Below are 20,421 nucleotides of genomic sequence, written 5' to 3'. Positions count from 1 at the left end.
GACATGAGAATGAATCAGTACCTACGCGCTGGAAGCCCGCTGAGCACCGTCTATCGAGTCGGAGCCGGCCTGATCGGCGCCGGACTCATCCTGTTCGGTCTGCTCGCGCTCATCGCCCGTGTGCAGTTCTTCTCCACCGAGGGCCAACCCGTCCTGGGGATGTCGAGCAACGGTCTGCTCGCGGTGATCTCGCTAGTCGTGGGTGCCATCCTCATCGGCTCGGCACTCATCGGCGGAGTGGTCGCCTCCACGACCGCCATCGTCATCGGCGTGCTGTTCCTGGTCTCGGGGATGGCCAACCTCGCGGTGATCAGAACCCCGTTGAACGTGTTCGCCTTCACGCTGCCGAACGTGGTGTTCTCCCTGGTCGTGGGCATGCTGCTGCTCTTCCTCGGCCTCTACGGCAGGCTCAGCGGCGGACTGCCGGAGGACAACCCCTTCGTTCGGGCCCGGCACCACGAGGACCCGAGGGACGATCACAGCCATCTGCATCCCGCCGACCGCAGGCGTCTCGCCGAGATCGAACCGCTCGCCCGCGCCGAGCACGCCGTGGCGGAGGGCGAGGCCACCCCGGAGCAGGAACGACTCGTGGCCGACGACGCCGAGCGACGGGCGCAGCAGCGCCAGCAGGAGGCGTGGCGCAACTACGAGCGGGACCAGCGGGACGAGGCCGTGCCCACCCAGCAGGGCGGGTCGCAGGCCGACGCCCGGTCCGACACTCAGGCGGACGGCGAGGTGCCCACCCAGCAGAACGAGCCCGGCCAGGCCGCGCCACGGGAGCAGCGCTCGGGCCGGTCGGATCGGCGCGGCGGCCCGGGGCGGCATCGCAGGCCACCGACCATCAGAGCGTGATCCGGCGCGGGCCGGGTCGGGCGACGCAGGCGTCGGGCAGGCATGCTGGGAAGGGCCGCCGTAACGGATCAACGAGGAACGAGGCCCGACATCATGCTGCTCGCCTTGCAGATGGAGATGCAGAACGACCCGACCGGACTATCCTCCCCGCTGGGCAGGTTGATCATGATCGCCGGGCTGGCGGCGACGGTGCTGGTCGCCGTGTCGGTGTGGTGGCGGCAGCGCAAGCGCTGAGCAGGACCGACCCGGACGGACCGAGCCAGACACCGACGGCGAACACCGGCCGACTACGGTAGTCGGGATGCGACACACCGCCTTCCGTAGCGCGATGGCCGAGGAATTCGGTCGGGTCCGCGCCGAGATGCTCGCCAGGGACCACGTCTTCTCCGAACTCGGTGGACGAACGGTCGACGAGGCGTTGGAGGCGGGAGTGGAGCCCCGGCAGGCCTGGCGAGCCGTGTGCCAGGCCTTCGAGATCCCCGCCGAACGACGTTGACCGCCTAGCTTCGGTCCCCCGGCGGCGGCCGGGTCTCGACCGCCGCCCTTTGGCCTCCGATCAGGAACCCGGCTGGATGCTCTCCTCGAAGTAGTCGGCCAGCTCGTCCGGGGTGAAGTCCTCCGCCTGCGAGCTGTTGGCCAGCAGGAATCCCGCCAACGGACGGTCCTCGGCCGTGAACACCAGCACGCCGCGCCCCGCGCTGGCCGTGGCCTGATAGCGACCGCGTAGACCGTTGCCCTCCCACTGCGCCTCGACCAGGTCGCCTTCGCCGTTGGCGATCCAGGAGTCCGCGGTGCTCTGCGCCGCCTCGACCGAGTCCGTGTGGGTGTAGGCGAGCGAGTAGCTCTCGGATCCCGCGCTGAACTGGCAGGTGACGATCTCCGAGCCCGAGGAACCACTGGCCTCGACGTCGCCGGGGCCGCAGTCATGCCGGTCCGGCACGGTGCCCGCGAGCTGGCGCAGACACGCGGAGAAACCGTTCTCGTCGAGTTCCCCTGCCGAGGAGCAGTCCTCGGCGGTGGGCAGCGTGGGCGAGCCGAACAAGTAGATCCCGCCGACGACCGCACCGGCCGCCAGCACCACCACACCGACGATCGCCGAGATCAGCACCCCGGTCCGTCGCCGAGGGGCCGGGGGCTGCGGCGCGCTGCCCTGCATCGGGTAGCCGGAGCGGTAGTCCGGGGCGCCGTGCTGGCCGGTGCCGTAGCCGAGGGTGGGCTGGGCGTGCGTGGTCGGGTAGGCGTGCTGCTGGGCGGTGGGCGGGTAGGTCGGCTGCGGGGCGGCATAGCTCTCCGGCAACGCGGGCTGGCCCTCGCCGGGGGTGCTCGGCGCGAAAGGCCTGCTGCTCACCGGGGTCGGCGTGACGATCGGGGCAGGCGCGCTGGGCGTGAGCTGCTCGGGGTCGAGGTCGTGCGTGCGCATGGTCACGCCGTCCCTCGGCACGTGGTGCGAGCCCAGTGCCACCGCAGTCTCCGGCTGATCCAGGCTCGTCGCGACGACCTTGGTCTGCTCGGCGATCAGGGTCGCCACCAGGGGGATCCGGCTCGAACCACCCACCAGGTAGATCCCGGCCAATGCCTCCGGGGTGGTGCCCGCCGCCCGAATCGTGGCCTTGAGCAGTTCGACGCTGCGCAGCAGGCTGGGGCGGATCAATGCCTCCAGCTCGGTCCTGGTCACCAGGACGTCCTGGAAGGGGTCCGGCAGCGGGACCTCGGTCTGCGGGTGCCGGGACAGGGTCTCCTTCGCGGCCTTGACGTCCTCGCGCAGGGCACGCTGGGCACGCCGGTCGCCGATGGTCTCCGGGCGGAGCAGCCGTTGCCAGGCGGCGGGGTCCCTCTGCGACACCTGCCTGCCGACGTGTTCCAGCAACACCTGGTCGACGTCGAGCCCGCCCAGATCGGGCAGCCCGTTCTCGGCGAGCACCGCGAAGCCGTTCTGCGTCGCGCTGACCACCGCGCAGTCGAAGGTGCCGGCGCCGAGGTCGTACACGGCGAGGCTCTTGCCCGGTGGCAACGAGCGATCCGGGAACGACGCGAAATGCGCCGCGGCCGCGACGGGTTCCGGGACGAGCACGAGGTCGTTGCCGAGACCGGCCTCCCGGGCGGCGGCGAGTAACACCGCCCGGCGGGTCGAACCCCACTGCGCGGGATGGGTCAGTCGCACCTCGTCGGGTTTCCCACCGTCGAGTTGTCGGCTGGTCTCCCCGGCGACCCTGCTGAGCACAGCGGCCAGTGCGGTGGTGACCGAGACGACCTCGGCACCCAACAGCAGGGAGCCCTCGTCAACCCGACGCTTCGGGTTCGGCTCGTACCGGGCCGGGTCCAATCGGGCCCGCCGGTCGGCATCCCGGCCGACGACCAACTGTCCGTCCTCGTCGGCGAACACCGATGACGGCATGGTGGCCGCACCGTCGACCTCGACGACCCTGGCCTCCCGCCCGTGCGCGGACAGCACCGCAACGGTGTTCGACGTTCCCAGGTCCACGGACAGGACGCGCACAGCACTCTCCTCGACACCGTCACTACCTCGCGCCCCCAGACGGGTGATCGCGCGATGCTGGCAAGCAGCCCGAATCGTGCCATGCCACCCGGACCGATATCTGCGGTTGTCGGTATTTCCCTGTGCTGCGGAGTACGACCGGGGAGGAAGGTGCGGGCGCTGCGCAGCGCGGCGGTGACCGTCGGTACGCGACCGACTCGAAGTCGTCGGTGGCCTGGGTGAGGATGACCCGATGACCGCAGGACACGGCCGGGCCGGCGCCGCTCCGGCGGACGACGGCGTCGAGTTGTTCTCGCCCGCCACCAGGGATTGGTTCACGGAAGCGTTCCCCGCGCCGACCTCGGCGCAGAGCGGTGCCTGGCGGGCGGCGGCGAGCGGCGGACATGCCCTGGTCATCGCGCCGACCGGCGCCGGGAAGACCCTCGCCGCGTTTCTCTGGGCCCTGGACCGACTCGCGGTGACCGGGCCGACCGCCGAGCCGCGCGAACGCTGCCGAGTGCTGTACGTGTCGCCGATGAAGGCGTTGGCGGTCGATGTGGAACGCAACCTGCGTGGGCCGCTGGCCGGGATCGGTCGGTCCGCCGTCCGCCTCGGGCTGCCCGCCCCGGACATCACCGTGGGGATGCGCACCGGGGACACCGATGCCACCACTCGGCGCAGCTTCAACCGGACACCCCCCGATGTCCTGGTCACCACACCCGAGTCGCTGTTCCTGCTGGTGACCTCGGCGGCCCGCGAGTCGTTGCGCGGGGTGCAGACGGTGATCGTCGACGAGGTACATGCCGTGGCTGGTGGGAAACGCGGCGCGCATCTCGCGCTGTCCCTGGAACGACTGGATGCCCTGCTGGCGGCGCCCGCCCAGCGGATCGGGCTCTCGGCGACCGTTCGACCGGTGGCGGAGATCGCCACCTTCCTCGCCGGCGGCAGGCCGGTGGAGATCGTCCGGCCCGACCACCCCAAGGAGGTCGAGGTCCGCGTCGAGGTGCCGGTGCCGGACATGTCCCGGTTGGACGAGCACGCGCCGGAGTCCGACGTGCAGTCGGCACGCACCCGGCGTCCCGCGCAGGCACCCGACGACGCATCCGATTCCGAGCCGCAGATTCCGGCTGCCTCGATCTGGCCCGCCGTGGAACAACGGGTCCTGGACCTCGTTCGCGCCCATCGGTCGACCATCGTCTTCGTCAATTCGCGGCGGCTCGCCGAGCGGCTCACCGCCCGGCTCAACGAGTTGGTCGCGATGGAGGCGGACGCTGCGGAGCCCGAGGCGGCATCGCTCGACGCGGCGCCCGGTCCCGCGGAGGAACTGGACACCGGCGGATCCGACGCCACGGACGGTCTGCTCGGCGATTCACCGACGCCACCCGCGACCGGGTCGCCCACGGCGTCGTCCCGAACCGGGCCGCCTGCCGATCCGCGCCGGTTCCCGGCGGAGGCGGTCGGCCAGTCCGGTGTGACGACCGGGGCGCCCGCCGTCGTCGCCAAGGCCCACCACGGCTCGATGGCCCGGCTCCAGCGCACCGAGGTCGAGGAGGAGCTCAAGGCGGGGCTGCTGCCGTGTGTCGTGGCGACCTCCTCGTTGGAGTTGGGCATCGACATGGGCGCGGTCGACCTGGTGATCCAGGTGGAGGCACCGCCGAGCGTGGCTGCGGGACTGCAACGGGTCGGGCGGGCCGGTCACCACGTCGACGCGGTGTCGACCGGGGTGATGTTGCCGAAATTCCGCAGCGACCTGGTCTCCTGCGCGGTCGTCGCGGAGCGGATGCGCGGTGGGGCCATCGAGGAGATCCGGTTTCCCCGCAATCCGCTGGACGTCTTGGCCCAGCACATCGTGGCGATGGTGGCGATGGATCAGTGGTCGGTGGATGAGCTCGCCGCGCTGGTGCGGCGGGCGGCGCCGTTCGCCGAGCTGCCGGGGTCCGCGCTGGACTCGGTCCTGGACATGCTCGCGGGCCGGTATCCCAGCGAGGAGTTCGGCGAGCTGCGGGCCAGGATCGTCTGGGATCGCGGCGCGGATGTGCTGCACGCGCGGCCCGGCGCGCAACGGCTGGCCGTGACCTCCGGCGGCACCATCCCCGATCGGGGGCTGTTCCTCGTCACGACGCCCGGCGGCGAGGGCGAGACCGGCTCGCGGGTCGGCGAGCTGGACGAGGAGATGGTCTACGAGTCCCGGGTGGGCGACACCTTCCTACTCGGCACCAGCTCGTGGCGGGTGCAGGAGATCACCCACGACCGGGTCATCGTGGTGCCCGCCCCCGGACAACCGGCGCGGATGCCGTTCTGGAAGGGCGATTCGCCGGGACGGCCGCTGGAATTGGGGATCGCCCTCGGCAGGTTCGTCCGGGAGGTCGTCGCCGCCGAACCCGCCGAGGCCCGCAGGCGCGCCGAGGAGGCGGGACTGGACGACTGGGCGTGCGGGAACCTGCTGGCCTATCTCGCCGACCAGCGGGCGGCCACCGGCCGCGTCTCCGACGATCGCACCGTGGTCCTCGAACGCTTTCGCGACGAGCTCGGCGACTGGCAGTGGGTGGTGCACTCCCCCTTCGGCGATCGCGTCAACGCGCCGTGGGCATTGCTCATCGCGGCCCGGCTGCGCGATCGACTCGGGATCGATCCGCAGATCGTGCACGCCGACGACGGCATCGTGCTTCGGCTACCCGCCGAGGTCGCCGAGGAACACGGCGAGCACACCGTCGGCGCCGAGGACATCCTCTTCGACCCCGACCAGGTGGAGCGGCTGGTCAGCGCCGAGGTGGGCACCTCCGCGCTGTTCGCCGCCCGCTTCCGCGAGTGCGCCGCGCGGTCGTTGCTGCTGCCCCGGTGGGATCCCCGACGGCGGAGTCCGCTGTGGCGGCAACGGCAACGCTCCGCGCAGTTGTTGACGGTGGCGGCCCAGTACGAGCGGTTCCCGGTGATGCTGGAGACGATGCGGGAGTGCCTGCGCGACGTCTACGACCTGCCAGGGCTCGTCGCGGTGCAGCGCGACGCCTCGACCCGTCGTATCCAGGTCATCGAGGTGCAGACGCCTGCGCCATCGCCGTTCGCCCGCGCGCTGCTGGTCGGATACGTGGCGATGTTCCTCTACGGCGGGGACACCCCGTTGGCCGAGCGGCGGGCGGCCGGACTGACGTTGGATCCCACGTTGCTCGGCGAGTTGCTGGGTTCCGACGCCGTGCGCGATCTCCTCGATCCCACGGTGTTGGCGGAGATCGAGGCGGCCCTGCAACGGACCGATCCGGAGCATCGGGTGTCCGATGTCGAGGGCGTGGCCGACCTGCTGCGATTCCTCGGCGATCTGGATCGCGAGGAGCTCATCGCCAGGGGCGGGCTACCGGAGTGGGCCGAGGAACTCGTCACGGCCGGGCGCGCGGTGGTGTTGTCGATGGCGGGGACCGACCGCTGGGTTGCGGTGGAGGACGCCGCCCGCTATCGAGACGCACTCGGCGTCCGGCTGCCCGCCGGACTGCCTCGGGCGTTGCTCGCACCGACCTCCGATGCCCTCGGCGAGCTGCTGATCCGCTATGCCCGAGGTCGCGGGCCGTTCCGTGCGGCGCAGGCCGCCGCGCGGTTCGGCGTGGGCGTCGGGCCGGTGACCGACCGGCTGGATCGGCTCGCCGCCGCAGGCCGGTTGTCGCGGGGCGAGCTGCGACCGGTCGAGTCCGAATCGGCGAACGCACCCGCGACCCTCGACGGCTCCGCCTCGGACGCGACCGAGCGTGGGGCGGCCCCCACCGAATACTGCGACGTCGAGGTGCTGCGCAGGCTGCGGCGCGGCTCGCTCGCGCGGCTGCGGGCCGAGGTCGAGCCGGTGGAGCCCGCCGCGCTCGGCCGGTTCCTCCCCGATTGGCATGGCGTGCCGGTCCTCGATGTCGCCGATCAGGAACGGCAGACGGTTCCGGCGGCGCCTGCTCGACAGCCGGTCGTGGCGACCGCCGACGACGTCTTGGCCGTGATCGAGCAGCTGGCGGGCGCACCGCTGCCCGCGAGCGCGCTGGAATCGATGATCATGGGCACCCGGTTGCCCGGTTATCTACCGGCCGCCCTCGACGAGCTGACCTCGGCCGGGGAGGTCATCTGGTGCGGTGCGGGCGCGCTGGGCGGCAACGACGGTTGGCTGGCATTGGCGCCCGCCGATCTCGCCGAGCTGGTGCTCCCGCCTCCCGTCGAGGACCCGGGTCTCGACACCGAACTGCATCGGGCGGTGCTCGCGGCGTTGGAACCGGGCGGGCTGTTCTTCCGCACCCTGGTAGACCGGCTCGGCACGTGGACGGCGGAGCGCGGCGAGCCACGTCACGCGGAGGGCGAGGTCGTCACGGCGCTGTGGGAACTCGTCTGGGCGGGGTTGGTCACCAACGACACGCTGGCCGGACTGCGCGCGCTGATCTCCGGTGGCGGCGCCACCCACCGAGCCCGACCGGTATCGCCCCGAGGTCGCCGTTCCGGGCTGCGGGCCACCCGACATGGCAGGCCGCTGTCCGGCACCGGCGGGCCGCCCACGGTCGCGGGTCGCTGGTCGTTGGCGCCCGTCCGGGTGACCGATCCGACCCGGCGGGCACATGCCCAGGCCGAGGCGCTGCTGGCTCGGCACGGCGTGCTCACCAGGGGCTCCGTGGAGGGCGAACGGGTGCCGGGTGGTTTCGCCGGGGTGTATCGGGTGCTGCGGGCGATGGAGGAATCCGGTCGGTGCAGGCGTGGTCTGCTGGTCCGGGGCCCGAGCGGTGCCCAGTTCGCAATGCCCGGCGCGGTGGACGGGCTGCGCGAGTGGTCCAGGGAAGCAGGCCGGTACAGGAGTGCGCCGGGGGCACTGGTGCTGGCGGCGGCCGACCCGGCGCAGCCGTATGGCGCCGCCCTGGGCTGGCCGACCCCGATCGGCGCCGGTGCCCACCGCCCGGGTCGGAAGGCGGGCGCGCTGGTCGTCTCGGTCGATGGCGAGGCGGTGCTGTACGTGGAGCGCGGCGGACGATCCCTGTTGTCGTTCACCGAAGAGCAGCGGGAGTTGCGGCTGGCGGCGTCGGCGTTGGTGGCGGTCGTCCGCTCGGGCCGCGTCGAGCCCTTGGTGCTCACCAGGACCGATGGGGAGCAGGCGTTGGGCTCGCGGCTGGCCGCCGTGCTGACCGAGGCGGGTTTCCGCAGCACCCCGAAGGGGCTGCGGCTACGCGGCTGACCTCACCGGTCTTCGATCGGCCCGGAGACTCGTCGGCAATCCGGTGTGGCCGTTCGGGGCGACGCGGCGCTGCGTCGCCCCGAACGGTCGTCACCTGGTGGCCACGCTGAGCAGCACCCAGAACTGGGCGATGGCGTCGGCGTCGCCCTCGAAGCGGACGGTCCAGTCCGGCAGCCTGCCCCACAACCACAGGTAGACCGAGAATGGATCGCCGGAGACCGTCGCGTCGACCGGCCCGACCGCATTCGGATCGACCGCCCGCACTCGGGTGCCGGTCGGGCCGGCATAGGCCACCCAGGCCCGGCCGCCGGTCCGCACGGCCACCGTCGCCGCGCGGGACGCGGTGATCGCCAACTCGCCGAGCTGGTGGTCGAACCACAGGGTCAGTACCTCGTCGACGCCGTCCACCGCGATGTCGGTGTCGACGTGGTCCCGCCGGAGTCCGGCCGCGGCCTGCACGTCGACCCGGTGCACGATCGTCTCGTGGGTCAACCGGCGGGCCCAGAAACCGAAGCTGGCATCGGCGGGCCACCAGGTGGCGCACCGTTCCTCCGGCCGGTGGGCGGACAGCTCCCCGGAGACCTCGGCGAGTCCGGCGCGCAGGTAGGCGGCCAATCGGGCCGAATCGCCGGGAATCGACGACCTGATTCCACTCGATGGGGTGACTTCTCGGTTGTTCGGGAGGCGGGTCTGATCGGCGGTGGACCGATAGACGTCGCCGAGATGCTGCACCGTCTCGGCGAGGGTCAGGCCGGGGCAGCCGGGAACCGGGCTGTCGCCGGGGGCACTGTCCACGCAGGACGCCAGTCGTTCTCCGTCGATGCACATGACGTCGAGGAACCGTTCGTAGTCGATGGCCGTCACTCGCCTCATCGCCGCCTCCCGTATACCGCCGCCTCGGCCAGCAGGGTGAACTCGTGGACCTGACGTTCGAGGTCATCGGCGTCGCGAACCGACACGATGTCGCGCTCGCCGTCCTGCACGGCGGCCCGGCGAGCGGCGTAGGACTCGAAGAACCCCGCCCACTCGGCCAATCCGGGTGCGACCCCGGCCAGCAGGCCCCACACGCTGCGCGGCCTGCCGAGCCCCGGCTCCGGGCGGGCCCTGGTGGCGAGCACGGCCGCGCCGGACCGCAGCGCGCTCAGGTAGGCCGCGAGGAAGCGGTCGTGATGGTCGGCGGCGACTCTCGCCTCGGCCAGAGCGAGGCGGGCCTGCCGAAGGAGGTCGAGCGCCGAGGGGGGAGGTACGGGGACACGCCGCGCGGCAGGAACCGTCCCGAGCGCAAGAGCCTGATCGGCGGGCTCGGGACGGGTCACGACGGAGTCGAATCGGACGAACACGGCGGCCTCCGGAGATAGCTTGCTCGCGAGGACGAGTCAGAACAGAATTCGAACTGATGTTCGAATGCCTCCACAGTAACCCGAGGTGCCGGCGGCGCGCCAGACGTGATCTGATGAATGGGTGAGCCCGATGGAGCACCCTGGTATACAGCGGGTCGCGGCGGCGTTGATCGCGGCAGGTCTCGACGAATCGGCACAGCGCATCCGGATCCTGGAATCCGATGTCAAAACGGCGGCCCAGGCGGCCGACGCGGTAGGCGTCGACGTCGGCGCCATCGCCAACAGCCTGATCTTCGACGCCGGTCCGGCTCCGTTGTTGGCGCTCACCTCCGGCGCGCATCGCGCCGACACCACGCTGCTGGCCTCCGCGATCGGAGCGCAGCAGGTCGGCCGCGCCAAGCCCGACTACGTCCGACTGCACACCGGCCAGGTGATCGGCGGTGTCTCCCCGGTCGGCCATCCCGTGCCGATCACCACGCTGATCGACGCCGCCCTCCAGCAGTACCCGGTGATCTGGGCGGCCGCAGGTCACCCCAAGGCCGTGTACCCCTCCACCTTCGAGGAGCTGGTCCGGCTGACCGGCGGCCGCGTGCTCGACGTCGCGGCGACCGGGAGTCCCACCTCGTGAGCGCAGCGGCAACCGCGGACTGGGAACGTCTCATCGAATTGTCACCCGAAGAGATGCAATCCCGACTCGGTGAGGCGCTGCACGTCTACGTCACCGCGATGCGGTACCCGCCCAGCGCCATGCACCATCGCGGGCCGACCTGGCTGGGACACGCCGCCCGAGAGGGCTGGCGCGGCGTCGCCGCCGTCGATCGCCGGGGCGACATGGTCGGCGTGGCCTACGGCTATCGGGGCGCCCCCGGCCAATGGTGGTACGAACAGGTGCACCACGGACTGCTCGACACCGGCGACGCCGATGGAGCGCGGTACTGGCTTCGCGACTACTTCGAACTCACCGAACTCCACGTCCTGCCGGGCACTCAGGGCCGGGGCATCGGCGAGGCCCTGCTGCGGATGCTGCTGGACGAGGCCATCGGCGCTCAGGTGCTGTTGTCCACCCCGGAGGGTCCGAGCCGGGCGTGGCAGTTGTACCGCCGAGTCGGGTTCGAGGACGTCCTGCGCAACTACCGCTTCGCGGGCGACCCACGCCCGTTCGCGGTGCTCGGCAGGCCGCTCCCGCTGGACTAGCGGCCCGGCCGCGACGCAGGCCCACCCGGGTGTTCAAACCCGCGCGGGCCTGCCCCTCGGCCGGATCGAGGACCTCGGAGAGCCGACTCAGAGCAGGGCGAGCTGGGCCCGAAGGTCGTCCAATCCGAGGCAACCCAGGTCGAGGGCCTGCCGGTGGAAGGTCTTGAGGTCGAAATCGGCGCCGCCGCGACGACGGGCGTCATCCCGGGCCGCAAGCCACAACCGCTCGCCGAGCTTGTAGGACGGGGCCTGACCGGGCCAGCCGAGGTAGCGGTCCACCTCGTCGGGGATCAGGTCGCGGTCCTCGATGGTGCGGTCGAGCATGAACTCCAGACCCAGCTCGGGCGTCCAGCGCTCGCCCTCGTGGAAGCCGGTGCCCGCCGGGATCTCCAGTTCGAGGTGCATGCCGATGTCGACGATCACCCGAGCCGCCCGCAGCAGTTGCGCGCTGAGCATCCCCATCAGGTCGCCGTCGTCGGAGAGGTAGCCCAGCTCGCGCATGAGCCGCTCCGAGTACAGCGCCCAGCCCTCGCCGTGGCCGGACACGAAGCACATCAGGCGCTGGAACTTGTTGAGTCGATCCTGCTGGTTGACCGCGGTGGCGATCTGCAGGTGATGACCGGGCGCCCCCTCGTGGTACACGGTGGTGACCTCGCGCCAGGTCGAGAAATCACTCTTGTCGGTGTTGACCGACCACCACATCCGACCCGGCCGGGTCATGTCCTCGCTCGGACCGGTGTAGTAGGCCCCGTTGCCGCCGCCGGGCGGCGCGATACGGCACTCGAGCCGCATCAGCTCGTCGGCGATCTCGAAGTGGGTGCCGCGCAGTTCGCGCAGCGCGGTGTCCGAGAGGTCCTGCATCCAGCGCTGGAAGGCGTCCTGCCCGTCCACCCGGTAGCGCGGGTCGCGGTCCAGCGCCTGGGCGGTCTCGGCGAGCGAGGCACCCGGCCGGAGCAGTCGCCCCGCCAGCTCGTGCATCTCCTTCTCGATACGGAAGAACTCCTCCCAGCCCCACTCGTAGGCCTCGGTGAGGTCCAACCGGGCGCCGAGGAAGTATCGGGAGAAGAGCTGGTAGGTCTCGCGGCCGACGGCGTCCTTGCGGGGTGCCTTCGGTGCGAGGTCGTCGCGGAGGAACCGGCCGAAGTCCGCGTAGGCCTCCGAGGCCGCCTTCGCCCCGGCCGCCAGTTCGGTGCGCAGGGCCGCGCCGACGTCGGTCCGCTGCTGCGCGCCGTCGGTCAGGGAGACGAAGAACGAGGTGACATCGCCCTGTCCCGACCAGGTGTCGCACTGCTCGGCGACCCGCCGGATCTGCCGCAACGCGGAACAGCGGCCCGCATCCGCGGACTCGCCCAGCGAGACCCGCAGCCCCGCCAGCGCCGTGGGAACGCCCTTCAACCGGGCGGCGATGTTCTCCCAGTGCTCCGTGGTGTCGGTCGGCATCAGGTCGAAAAGCTCCCTGATCTCCTGCACGGGGCTGGCGATGATGTTCAGCGCCGACGAGTCCAGACCCGCCTGGTGCAGTTCGTCGCTGAGACCGACCCGCTCCTGGAAGACCGCCTTGGCGACCCGCTCGGCGTCGTCGGCAGGCTCCACGTCGGCCATCGCACGCAGCGCGTCGGACACGAGCCGACCCCGGTCGCGGAAGCCCTCCGGGGAGAAGTCGGTCAGTTTGTCGTCGTAGCCGTCGATACCCATGAAGGTCGCCTCGTTCGGCGCCAGGGCCACCGAGTCGTCCACGTATCGATCACTGATGGCGTGAACGCCGTGGTCGGGTTGGGAGGAAGAAGAGGACATGACGGCACGCTACCTGTCGAGAAGCCCGCCTCTCCCCGGGTTTTTTCCGTTCGCGCTCGGGCGGCACCGCCCGCTTTCTAGTCCTGCCCGCCTGCCCGCGCATCTCGGGCGGAATCGCCGATGCTGCTGCCACGATGGCCGGGTGGCCACGCAGCTGGAGGTACCCCGCAGCCGCCGGAGAGTTCCGGCGCTCGCGTTGGTCCTGTCGTTCGTCGCCCTGTCCCTCTGCGGGTGCCTGCGACTGGACCTGACCATGGACATCAACGACCAGGACCGGGTCTCCGGGCGGTTCGTCATCGCCGCCACGCCCAGTCGCCCCGACGACATGGGACCGGTGGTCCAGGTGCCGCCGGGGATGGACCAACTCGTCGCGGTCGAGCCGTATGACGAGGACGGCTATGTCGGCACCCTGCTGACCTTCCAGAACCTGACCTTCGAGCAGCTTCAGGAGCTGACCAGCACCGGCCCGGACCCGACCCGCTATCGCGTCAGCCTGCGTCAGATCGGCGAGAACCTGTCGTTCAACACCACGATGGATCTCAGCAAGGTCCGCGAGGAGAACGCCGACATCAAGATCGCCATCACCTTCCCGGCCGAGGTGCACAACACCAACGGCCGGGTGGAGGGCAAGACCGTCACCTGGCGGCCGAGGGTCGGCGAGCTGAACACCCTGCGGGCGTCGTTGCAGCATGGTGGGGCGGGCGACACCTGGCTGCTGGGCTCGCTCATCGTCGGCGGGCTGACGGGCGGCGCGTCCGTCGCGGTCGGCGCCCTCGCACTGCGCTCGCACCGCTTCAGCCGCAGGCTCGTGCAGCGCGACTCCTGACTCGACGTCGGTTGCCCTCGACATCGGTTGCCCTCGGCGCAGGCAGCCGCTCCCGGCCCGCGCCGAGGGTACGTGTCACGACCTCGCGGGCAGCAGCCCCAGTCGGCCGACGACCTCCCTGGTGGCGGGCGAGCGGTTCAGTGTGTAGAAGTGCAGCGCGTCGACGCCCTCGGCCAACAGCTTCGAGCACAGCTCGGTGACCACCTCGATGCCCTCGGCCCGGAAACCCCTCGGGTCGTCGGCGAATCGCTCCAAACGCTTGGCGAGGAACGGCGGCACGTCCGCGCCGGAGAGCTCGACGGTCTTGCGCAGGGTGCGCATCGTGGTCAACGGCATCACCCCGGGCAGCAGCGGAACGTCACAACCCCTGGCTGCCAGCCGATCCCGCAGCCGAAGGAAATCGTCGGGTTCGAAGAAGAGCTGGGCGATGGCGAAATCGGCGCCTGCCTCGATCTTGCGCACCAGATGATCCGCGTCGACCTCCAGATCCGCCGAACGCGGATGCCCATAGGGAAACGCGGCGACGCCGATGCAGAACGGGCCGAGTTCCCGAACCAACCGCACCAGTTCCTCGGCGTAGGTGATGCCCTCGGGGTGCGGCAACCACTCGCCCATCGGGTCGCCGGGCGGGTCTCCCCGAACCGCCAGCACGTTGTGCACTCCGACGGCGGCGTACCAGCCGATGACGTTGCGTAGCTCGGCCAGCGAGTGATCGACCCCGGTCAGGTGAGCCATCGGCACCAGGGTGGTCTCCTGGGCGATCCGTCCGGTGGTCCTGATGGTCCGATCCCGGCTCGATCCGCCCGCCCCATAGGTGATGGAGACGAACGCCGGATCGAGCGGCTCCAGCTCGCGAATCGTCCGCCACAGCTGCCGTTCGCTCTCGTCGTCGCGGGGTGGGAAGAACTCCACGGAGAACACCGGGCGCTGTGCCCTCAATCGATCCACGACGCGAGTCATGAATTCCACCCTAAGGGGGTCCACATGGTGAACAAGGTGTGGAGCACCGATGCATACCGACTTCGCAGTCGAATCACGACCCCACCACGAATAGGACCAGAGAGTTTTCGCGAAGATGACCAACGTGGCTACCTCTACTCATCGGATCTCGGCTCCGGCCGCCGCTGTCCCCACCGGCTCGACAGGCCGAGGACATGACGATCTGCGGAGCAGGGTCGACCGCGCGCTGGCGACGTTCCTGCACCAGCGAAGAGCCACGATCGGTGCGACGGTGCCCGAATTCGCCGAGGCGATGGACTCGCTGATCGACCTGGTGCTCGGCGGGGGCAAGCGACTGCGTCCCACCTTCGCCTGGTGGGGCTGGCGCGCGGCGGGCGGCGATCCGTCGTCCCCGGAGTCCGAGGCCGTGGTGCGTGCGGTGAGCGCGCTGGAGTTGATCCAGGGCTGTGCTCTGGTGCACGACGATCTGATGGACGACTCGCCGCGACGGCGTGGGGCGCCCACCATCCATGTCGCCTTCGCCGAACGGCATCGCCGCGCCGGTTGGGCGACCGCCCCCGACCGCTTCGGAATGGCCGCCGCCGTGCTGCTCGGCGATATCTCCCTCGCATGGGCCGACGACATGCTGCGCGAGTCCGGGTTGGACATCGAGGCAGCGGCGCGGGCGGTCCAGCCGTGGCAGGCGATGCGCACCGAGATGCTCGCGGGCCAGTACCTCGACATGCTGTCGCAGGTTCGGTGTGACGAGGATCCCGAGACCGCGTTGCGGGTCGATCGGTTCAAGAGCGCCGCCTACACGGTGGAGCGGCCGCTGCATCTCGGCGCCGCGATCGCGGGTGGCTCCTCGGAGATCGTGACGGGATTACGCCACTTCGGCACCGATCTCGGAGTGGCCTTCCAACTCCGCGACGACCAGCTCGGCGTCTTCGGCGACCCGGCCGTCACGGGCAAACCGGCGGGCGACGATCTGCGGGAGGGCAAGCGCACCCTGCTGTTGTCCGTCGGCCTGCGCCGGGCGAGGGAGCGAGCGGACGACGCGAGTACGAAGCTGCTTCGCGCGGCCATCGGGAATCCGGATCTGGACGAGGACGGCGTTTCCTCGGTGCGCACCGTACTGCTGCGGCTCGGTGCGGTCGCCGAGATCGAGCGGGAGATCGAGCGGTTGACCGCGCGGGCGTTGAGCGTGTTGGAGGCCACTGGAATCGACGCCGTGGCCAAGGAACGGCTCGTCGAGCTGTCGGCGGTCGCCACTCGGCGCAACCACTGATCGGCGGACCAGGATTCTTCACCCGTTAAGTCGAGAGATCGATACGCAGGGTGATCAATTCCATGCCTATGGACACACGATCATGGAATCAGGACGGCGGCAGACCGAGGCTGACATCCGGCCTGTGGGACCATGGGGCCGCCATGCGCAGCCCTGACGTACCCAGTACAACCGCCGCGACCATCTCGGCAGCAGGACGCAGCACCCTCCACCGGCCGAACCGCACCTCGAGAGAAAATGCCTTGAGCAACTCGCCCGATCAACGCCGTCTGATCCACCGGCTGGCCGTCTTCCGCAGGCTGGTTCCGCTACGGATCGTGTTGCTCGGCGCTGCGGGCTCGGTGTTGATCGCATTGGGCGCGGTGGGTGCGGCCGGGGTTCTCAACCACGATCCGCTGCTCGCCGATTCGGGCCTCAGCTGGGTGCGTTTCGGACACGGCCGCGATCTGGCCAGCGGGCTGCTCTATCTCGGCCTCGGTCTGTTGGTCTGGGCGTGGGTGCGGTTGGGCCGCGAGGTACGCATCGAACGAGTCGGCACCCACGGTGTGCTGGCCACCATCGCGGGGTGGCTGCTGCCGCTGCTGTTCACTCCACCGCTGTTCAGTCGCGACGCCTACAGCTATCTCGCGCAGGGAAACCTTGCCGCGCATGGCATCGATCCCTATCAGATGGGCCCCGCCGCGTTGCCCGGTCCGCTCGCCGACAACGTGAGCTGGGTCTGGCAGAACACCCCCGCGCCGTACGGACCGCTCTTCATCCTGGTGTCGATGCTGGTGGTGATGGTCACCGGCCAGCATCTGATCCTCGGCGTCCTGTTGATGCGCCTGGTGATGGTGCTCGGACTCGTCCTGCTGTGTTGGGCGTTGCCCAAGCTGGCCCGGCTGCTCGGCGGCAGACCGGAGCGCGCGTTGTGGCTGGCCGCCGCGAATCCGCTGATGCTGGTCCATCTGGTCGGCGGGCCGCACAACGATCTGCTGATGGTCGGGCTGCTCGCGGCGGGCGTCCTGGTCTGTCTGCAGGGCAGACACGTCTGGGGCGTCGCCCTGATCACGATGGCCGCCGCGATGAAGGCGACGGCGGTGATCGCGCTGCCCTTCATGGTGTGGGTGTGGGCGGCCCGACTCCACGGATCCCCGCAGTCGCGGTTCATCCGCGCCGCCTCGGCCTCGCTCGTGGTCTCGTTGGGTGTCTTCGCCACCTGCACGCTGGTCACCGGGGTGGATCTCGGCTGGATCGGCGCGCTGGAGACGTCCTCGCTCATCGTCAACTGGCTGTCGGTTCCGACGGCGGTGGCACAGATCGCGGAACTGATCGGCGGTTGGTTCATCGATCTGAGCCTGCCCAGCCTGCTGGCGCTGACCCGCATGTTGGGGATGGTGGCGTTCTTCTTCGTCGCGGTCTGGCAGTGGTGGAAGGCCAGACACGGCGGGCTCGAGGCGGCGGTCTACCGCGCGACGATCACGCTCTTCGCCCTCGCTCTGCTCTCCCCCGCCACCCTGCCCTGGTACTTCAGCTGGCCGCTGGCACTGGGTGCGGTGTTGAACTGGCCGGGTGCCGCCACCGCGGCCGCCGTGTGCGGCTCGGTGTGGCTGCTACTGGTGACCTTCCCCAGCGGCGACACAGCGCTCTACTCGTGGTTCTACCTGCTGGGCGCGCTGGCGGTGTCGGTGTTGGCGGCCGTCTCGCTGGTGCGGCCGGACCCGCTGCGGCTGTCCAGCCGTAGCAAGGTCGCCGACACGGCGAGCCTGCCGCCCGGCTGACCGAGTATCCGGACCGGGGCCCGCCCGACGACGACTGCGCGGCGGGGCCGATGGGCACCCGCCGCTACTACGACTTCATCACGAATCTTCTGCGTCCGACTCGGCGAGGACCGGTCAGTAGAACCGGTGACGCGCGACGGTGCCGTTGTAGGTCAGAACGCCATCGCCTGCGCGCGGCGGCGAACCTCGCGGCCCCGGTTCTCGCGGAGCGCGGTGATCGGCCGACCGGGCAGTGTGTCGTCCTCGGTGAACAGCCAACGCATGATCTCGCCGTGGGAGAACCCGCCGTCACGCAACACCGTGACGGTCCCGGGCAGGCCCTTGACGATGTTCTCCTCGTCGGTGAGGAACTCGGCGGGGACCAGCGCTACGCCGTCACGACGTACGGCGAGAAGCAGCCCGTCCCGCAACATCTGGTGGACTCGGGTGAAGGGGACACCCAATCGTTCGGCGACGTCCGGCAACGGCAGGACCTCCACCTCGGGATCGAGCACGTCCGGGGCGGTGGGGAACTCACTCACGCACCGAACGATGCCATAACCGCGTCGCGGCCGGTTTCACCGCCTCGCCTGCCCACGCACGCCGCCCTGCCACCGGGTCGGTGGGCCTCCGTACGATCGCAGGTGTGAACCGACGGGAGGCGCACGTCATCGGCACGACCCTCGAAGGCAGGTACCGGATCGATTCGGTCCTGGCCAGGGGCGGGATGTCGGTCGTGTATCGAGGTGTGGACCTTCGGCTGGATCGACCGATCGCCGTCAAGGTCATGGATCAGCGCTTCTCCGGGGACGCGGACTTCGTCCGCCGGTTCGAGCTGGAGGCCAGGTCGGCGGCCCGGATCCATCATTCGTCGGTCGTCGCCGTGCACGACCAGGGTGTCGACCACACCTCCGGTGGCGAGCAGGTCTTCCTGGTGATGGAACTGGTCGACGGCGGCACGCTGCGCGATCTGCTGCGCAGCCAGGGCACGCTGTCGCCTGCGGTGGCGCTGAGCGTCCTGGAACCCGTGCTGTCGGCCTTGGACTCCGCACATCGCGCGGGCATGGTGCACCGGGACGTCAAACCCGAGAACATCCTGATCAGTCGGGACGGCGTCGTGAAGGTCGCCGATTTCGGTCTGGTCCGCGCGCTGGCCGACGCCAAGACGACCAGCGACAGCGTCATCCTCGGCACCGTCGACTATCTGGCTCCCGAGCAGGTCACCACCGGTGAGACCGATGCGCGCGGCGATGTCTACGCCGCAGGCGTGGTGCTCTACGAACTGCTCACCGGGGCACCGCCGTTCACCGGGGACACCCCGTTCTCCACCGCATATCGACATGTCAACGATCGGGTGCCTGCGCCGAGCGAACGAGTCGCCGAGGTGCCCGCCGCGATGGACGCCCTGGTGCTCGCGGCCACCCGCCGGGAGCAGGAGGAACGCCCGGCGGACGCGGCGGCGTTGTTGGCCAGGCTCCGCGAGACCAGGGCGACGCTGGGACTGTCGAGTGTCGCCGTCCCGGGTGTCGTTCCCCCGGCCGGACCGACGTCGGCGGCCCCTGGGTCGGCTGCGGGCGCCGACGACGGGACGATCGTCACCCAGGCGGTAGGCGGGCTGCCGCCCGAGTCGCCCAACCCGGCGAGCGGGATCGACGGACCGACGGTGCGCACCCCGCTGCCTGCGGGCGGGCCCGCCCCCGCGCGGCCGCCCGGCCACCGGGCCACCCAGGCGCTGAGTCGCAATGAACTGCCCGGCGGTCCGAACGACGCGGCGGCAGGCAACGCCGCGCATGCCGCCCACCTCGGCGGGCTCGGCGACCGAGGTGACCGAGGCAATCGGGGCCGCCGAGGCAGACGCGGTAAGCCGGGCGGCAAGGCAGGTGGCCTGTTCAGCAAGGCGTCCACCCGGTTGATCGCCATGGGTGTCGTTCTGGTGTTGGCCCTGCTGCTCTGGTGGTGGAACAGCGCACAGTGGACGTCGGTGCCCGCCCTGGCGGGTATGGAGGTCGAGGAGGCGGAGGACTCGTTGACCGCCGCCGAGCTGGATGCCCGGCTGGTCCACGTGCCGCACAACGACATCGCGGCAGGCGTGGTCATCGACTCCGCGCCGGATCAGGGACGTCGGATTCGACGCGGCGACGATGTGCGGGTGCGGGTCTCCTCAGGTCTGCCCACCGTTCCCGAGATCACTCCCGGTATCAGTCCGGACGAGGCCACCACGCAGATCGAGGATGCGGAGCTCGAAGTCGCGATCGACGAGGAACTGGCCGAGCACAGCGCCGAGGTCGAGGAAGGGGCGGTGATCCGGACCGAGCCGGGTGCGGGCACCGAGCTGGAGATCGACAGCACCGTGACGCTGATCCTGAGCCTCGGCCCGCCGCCGGTTCCGGTGCCCGATGTCGCCGGTTCGTCCCGAGACGAGGCATTCGCCGCGATTCGAGAGGCCGGATTCGAGCCCTACGAGCTGGAGGCGGAATTCTCCGAGAGCGTCGACGGTGGCGATGTGATTCGCACCGATCCGCCCGCCGAGACCTTGATCGAAACGCCGGGAACCCGGATTGGCGTGGTGCTGTCCAATACGATCATCGCCCCGTACGTCACCGGTGATCGACTGCGGGACGTCCGCCAGACGATCGAGGATCTGGGATTGGAACTGGAGGTCCAGCAATTCTTCGGTGGCGACAATGCCAGGATCGTGGGGCAGTTCCCACCCTCGGGCACCCGGCTGCGCCCCGGCGACGTCTTCACCGTCAACACTTTTTGAGCACGACGATGTTCAATCCAGGTAAAA

General features: G+C 70.4%; 16 protein-coding genes. 10 read left to right on the top strand and 6 right to left on the bottom strand.

What is annotated here, in order from left to right:
• The first annotated feature begins 3 nt into the window (after positions 1-3).
• The 3 genes from BKA25_RS05740 to BKA25_RS05730 all read left to right on the top strand — a co-directional run bounded on the left by BKA25_RS05740 (position 4) and on the right by BKA25_RS05730 (position 1,348).
• Complete coding sequence (locus BKA25_RS05740) at positions 4-852, top strand: DUF4383 domain-containing protein (protein ID WP_069851544.1); 849 nt, start codon at positions 4-6, stop codon at positions 850-852.
• Positions 853-945: 93 nt separating this feature from the next.
• A complete protein-coding gene (locus BKA25_RS05735) occupies positions 946-1,086 on the top strand; it encodes a hypothetical protein (protein WP_172803854.1) in 141 nt (46 codons plus the stop codon).
• A gap of 67 nt (positions 1,087-1,153) precedes the next feature.
• Entirely contained in the window at positions 1,154-1,348 is a 195-nt protein-coding gene (locus BKA25_RS05730) for a DUF3046 domain-containing protein (RefSeq protein WP_069851545.1), read from the top strand.
• Positions 1,349-1,408: 60 nt separating this feature from the next.
• On the opposite strand, the gene BKA25_RS05725 is transcribed toward BKA25_RS05730, so the two are convergent.
• Positions 1,409-3,349 carry an Hsp70 family protein gene (locus tag BKA25_RS05725; protein ID WP_069851547.1) on the bottom strand — a complete coding sequence of 647 codons (1,941 nt, stop codon included), beginning with the start codon at positions 3,347-3,349 and terminating at the stop codon, positions 1,409-1,411.
• 232 nt (positions 3,350-3,581) lie between these two features.
• On the opposite strand from BKA25_RS05725, the gene BKA25_RS05720 reads away from it, so the two are divergent.
• Positions 3,582-8,510, top strand: a complete 4,929-nt coding sequence (locus tag BKA25_RS05720; protein ID WP_069851550.1) for an Lhr family helicase — start codon at positions 3,582-3,584, stop codon at positions 8,508-8,510.
• Positions 8,511-8,600: 90 nt separating this feature from the next.
• On the opposite strand, the gene BKA25_RS05715 is transcribed toward BKA25_RS05720, so the two are convergent.
• Together BKA25_RS05715 and BKA25_RS05710 are read right to left on the bottom strand one after the other, a co-directional pair.
• Complete coding sequence (locus tag BKA25_RS05715) at positions 8,601-9,383, bottom strand: maleylpyruvate isomerase N-terminal domain-containing protein (RefSeq protein ID WP_069851552.1); 783 nt, start codon at positions 9,381-9,383, stop codon at positions 8,601-8,603.
• Positions 9,380-9,850 (bottom strand): SAV_6107 family HEPN domain-containing protein, encoded by a 471-nt coding sequence (locus tag BKA25_RS05710; protein WP_236750360.1) that lies wholly within the window; start codon positions 9,848-9,850, stop codon positions 9,380-9,382. The genes BKA25_RS05715 and BKA25_RS05710 overlap by 4 nt, the downstream gene beginning before the upstream one ends.
• 130 nt (positions 9,851-9,980) lie before the next feature.
• Between BKA25_RS05710 and BKA25_RS05705 the strand changes: the two genes are divergently transcribed.
• Both BKA25_RS05705 and BKA25_RS05700 read left to right on the top strand, forming a co-directional pair.
• Positions 9,981-10,478 (top strand): YbaK/EbsC family protein, encoded by a 498-nt coding sequence (locus BKA25_RS05705; protein ID WP_069851554.1) that lies wholly within the window; start codon positions 9,981-9,983, stop codon positions 10,476-10,478.
• Between the two features lie 53 nt (positions 10,479-10,531).
• A complete protein-coding gene (locus BKA25_RS05700) occupies positions 10,532-11,044 on the top strand; it encodes a GNAT family N-acetyltransferase (protein ID WP_069853989.1) in 513 nt (170 codons plus the stop codon).
• Between the two features lie 87 nt (positions 11,045-11,131).
• Here the strand turns inward: BKA25_RS05700 and BKA25_RS05695 are convergent, their stop codons facing one another.
• On the bottom strand, positions 11,132-12,838 hold the full coding sequence (locus tag BKA25_RS05695) for a DUF885 domain-containing protein (RefSeq protein WP_069851556.1): 1,707 nt from the start codon (positions 12,836-12,838) through the stop codon (positions 11,132-11,134).
• A 142-nt stretch (positions 12,839-12,980) separates the two neighbouring features.
• On the opposite strand from BKA25_RS05695, the gene BKA25_RS05690 reads away from it, so the two are divergent.
• Positions 12,981-13,664, top strand: coding sequence for a DUF3153 domain-containing protein (locus tag BKA25_RS05690; protein ID WP_069851558.1), 684 nt, complete (start codon positions 12,981-12,983; stop codon positions 13,662-13,664).
• Positions 13,665-13,739: 75 nt separating this feature from the next.
• Here BKA25_RS05690 and metF read toward each other — a convergent pair whose 3' ends face one another.
• Positions 13,740-14,624 (bottom strand): methylenetetrahydrofolate reductase [NAD(P)H], encoded by an 885-nt coding sequence (metF, locus tag BKA25_RS05685; RefSeq protein ID WP_069853990.1) that lies wholly within the window; start codon positions 14,622-14,624, stop codon positions 13,740-13,742.
• Between the two features lie 124 nt (positions 14,625-14,748).
• Here metF and BKA25_RS05680 point away from each other — a divergent pair, with 124 nt between their 5' ends.
• Both BKA25_RS05680 and mptB read left to right on the top strand, forming a co-directional pair.
• A complete protein-coding gene (locus tag BKA25_RS05680; protein WP_311734452.1) occupies positions 14,749-15,891 on the top strand; it encodes a polyprenyl synthetase family protein in 1,143 nt (380 codons plus the stop codon).
• A 143-nt stretch (positions 15,892-16,034) separates the two neighbouring features.
• A complete protein-coding gene (mptB, locus tag BKA25_RS05675) occupies positions 16,035-17,651 on the top strand; it encodes a polyprenol phosphomannose-dependent alpha 1,6 mannosyltransferase MptB (protein WP_069853992.1) in 1,617 nt (538 codons plus the stop codon).
• 152 nt (positions 17,652-17,803) lie between these two features.
• On the opposite strand, the gene BKA25_RS05670 is transcribed toward mptB, so the two are convergent.
• Positions 17,804-18,172 (bottom strand): Rv2175c family DNA-binding protein, encoded by a 369-nt coding sequence (locus BKA25_RS05670; protein ID WP_069851559.1) that lies wholly within the window; start codon positions 18,170-18,172, stop codon positions 17,804-17,806.
• A gap of 104 nt (positions 18,173-18,276) precedes the next feature.
• On the opposite strand from BKA25_RS05670, the gene BKA25_RS05665 reads away from it, so the two are divergent.
• Complete coding sequence (locus BKA25_RS05665; RefSeq protein WP_084643332.1) at positions 18,277-20,394, top strand: Stk1 family PASTA domain-containing Ser/Thr kinase; 2,118 nt, start codon at positions 18,277-18,279, stop codon at positions 20,392-20,394.
• Positions 20,395-20,421: the final 27 nt, after the last annotated feature.

The organism is Actinoalloteichus hymeniacidonis (genome assembly GCF_014203365.1).
GTDB classification, from domain to species: domain Bacteria; phylum Actinomycetota; class Actinomycetes; order Mycobacteriales; family Pseudonocardiaceae; genus Actinoalloteichus_A; species Actinoalloteichus_A hymeniacidonis.
Note: the sequence above shows the minus strand (reverse complement) of the source record. Positions and strands in the feature narration are given on the sequence as shown.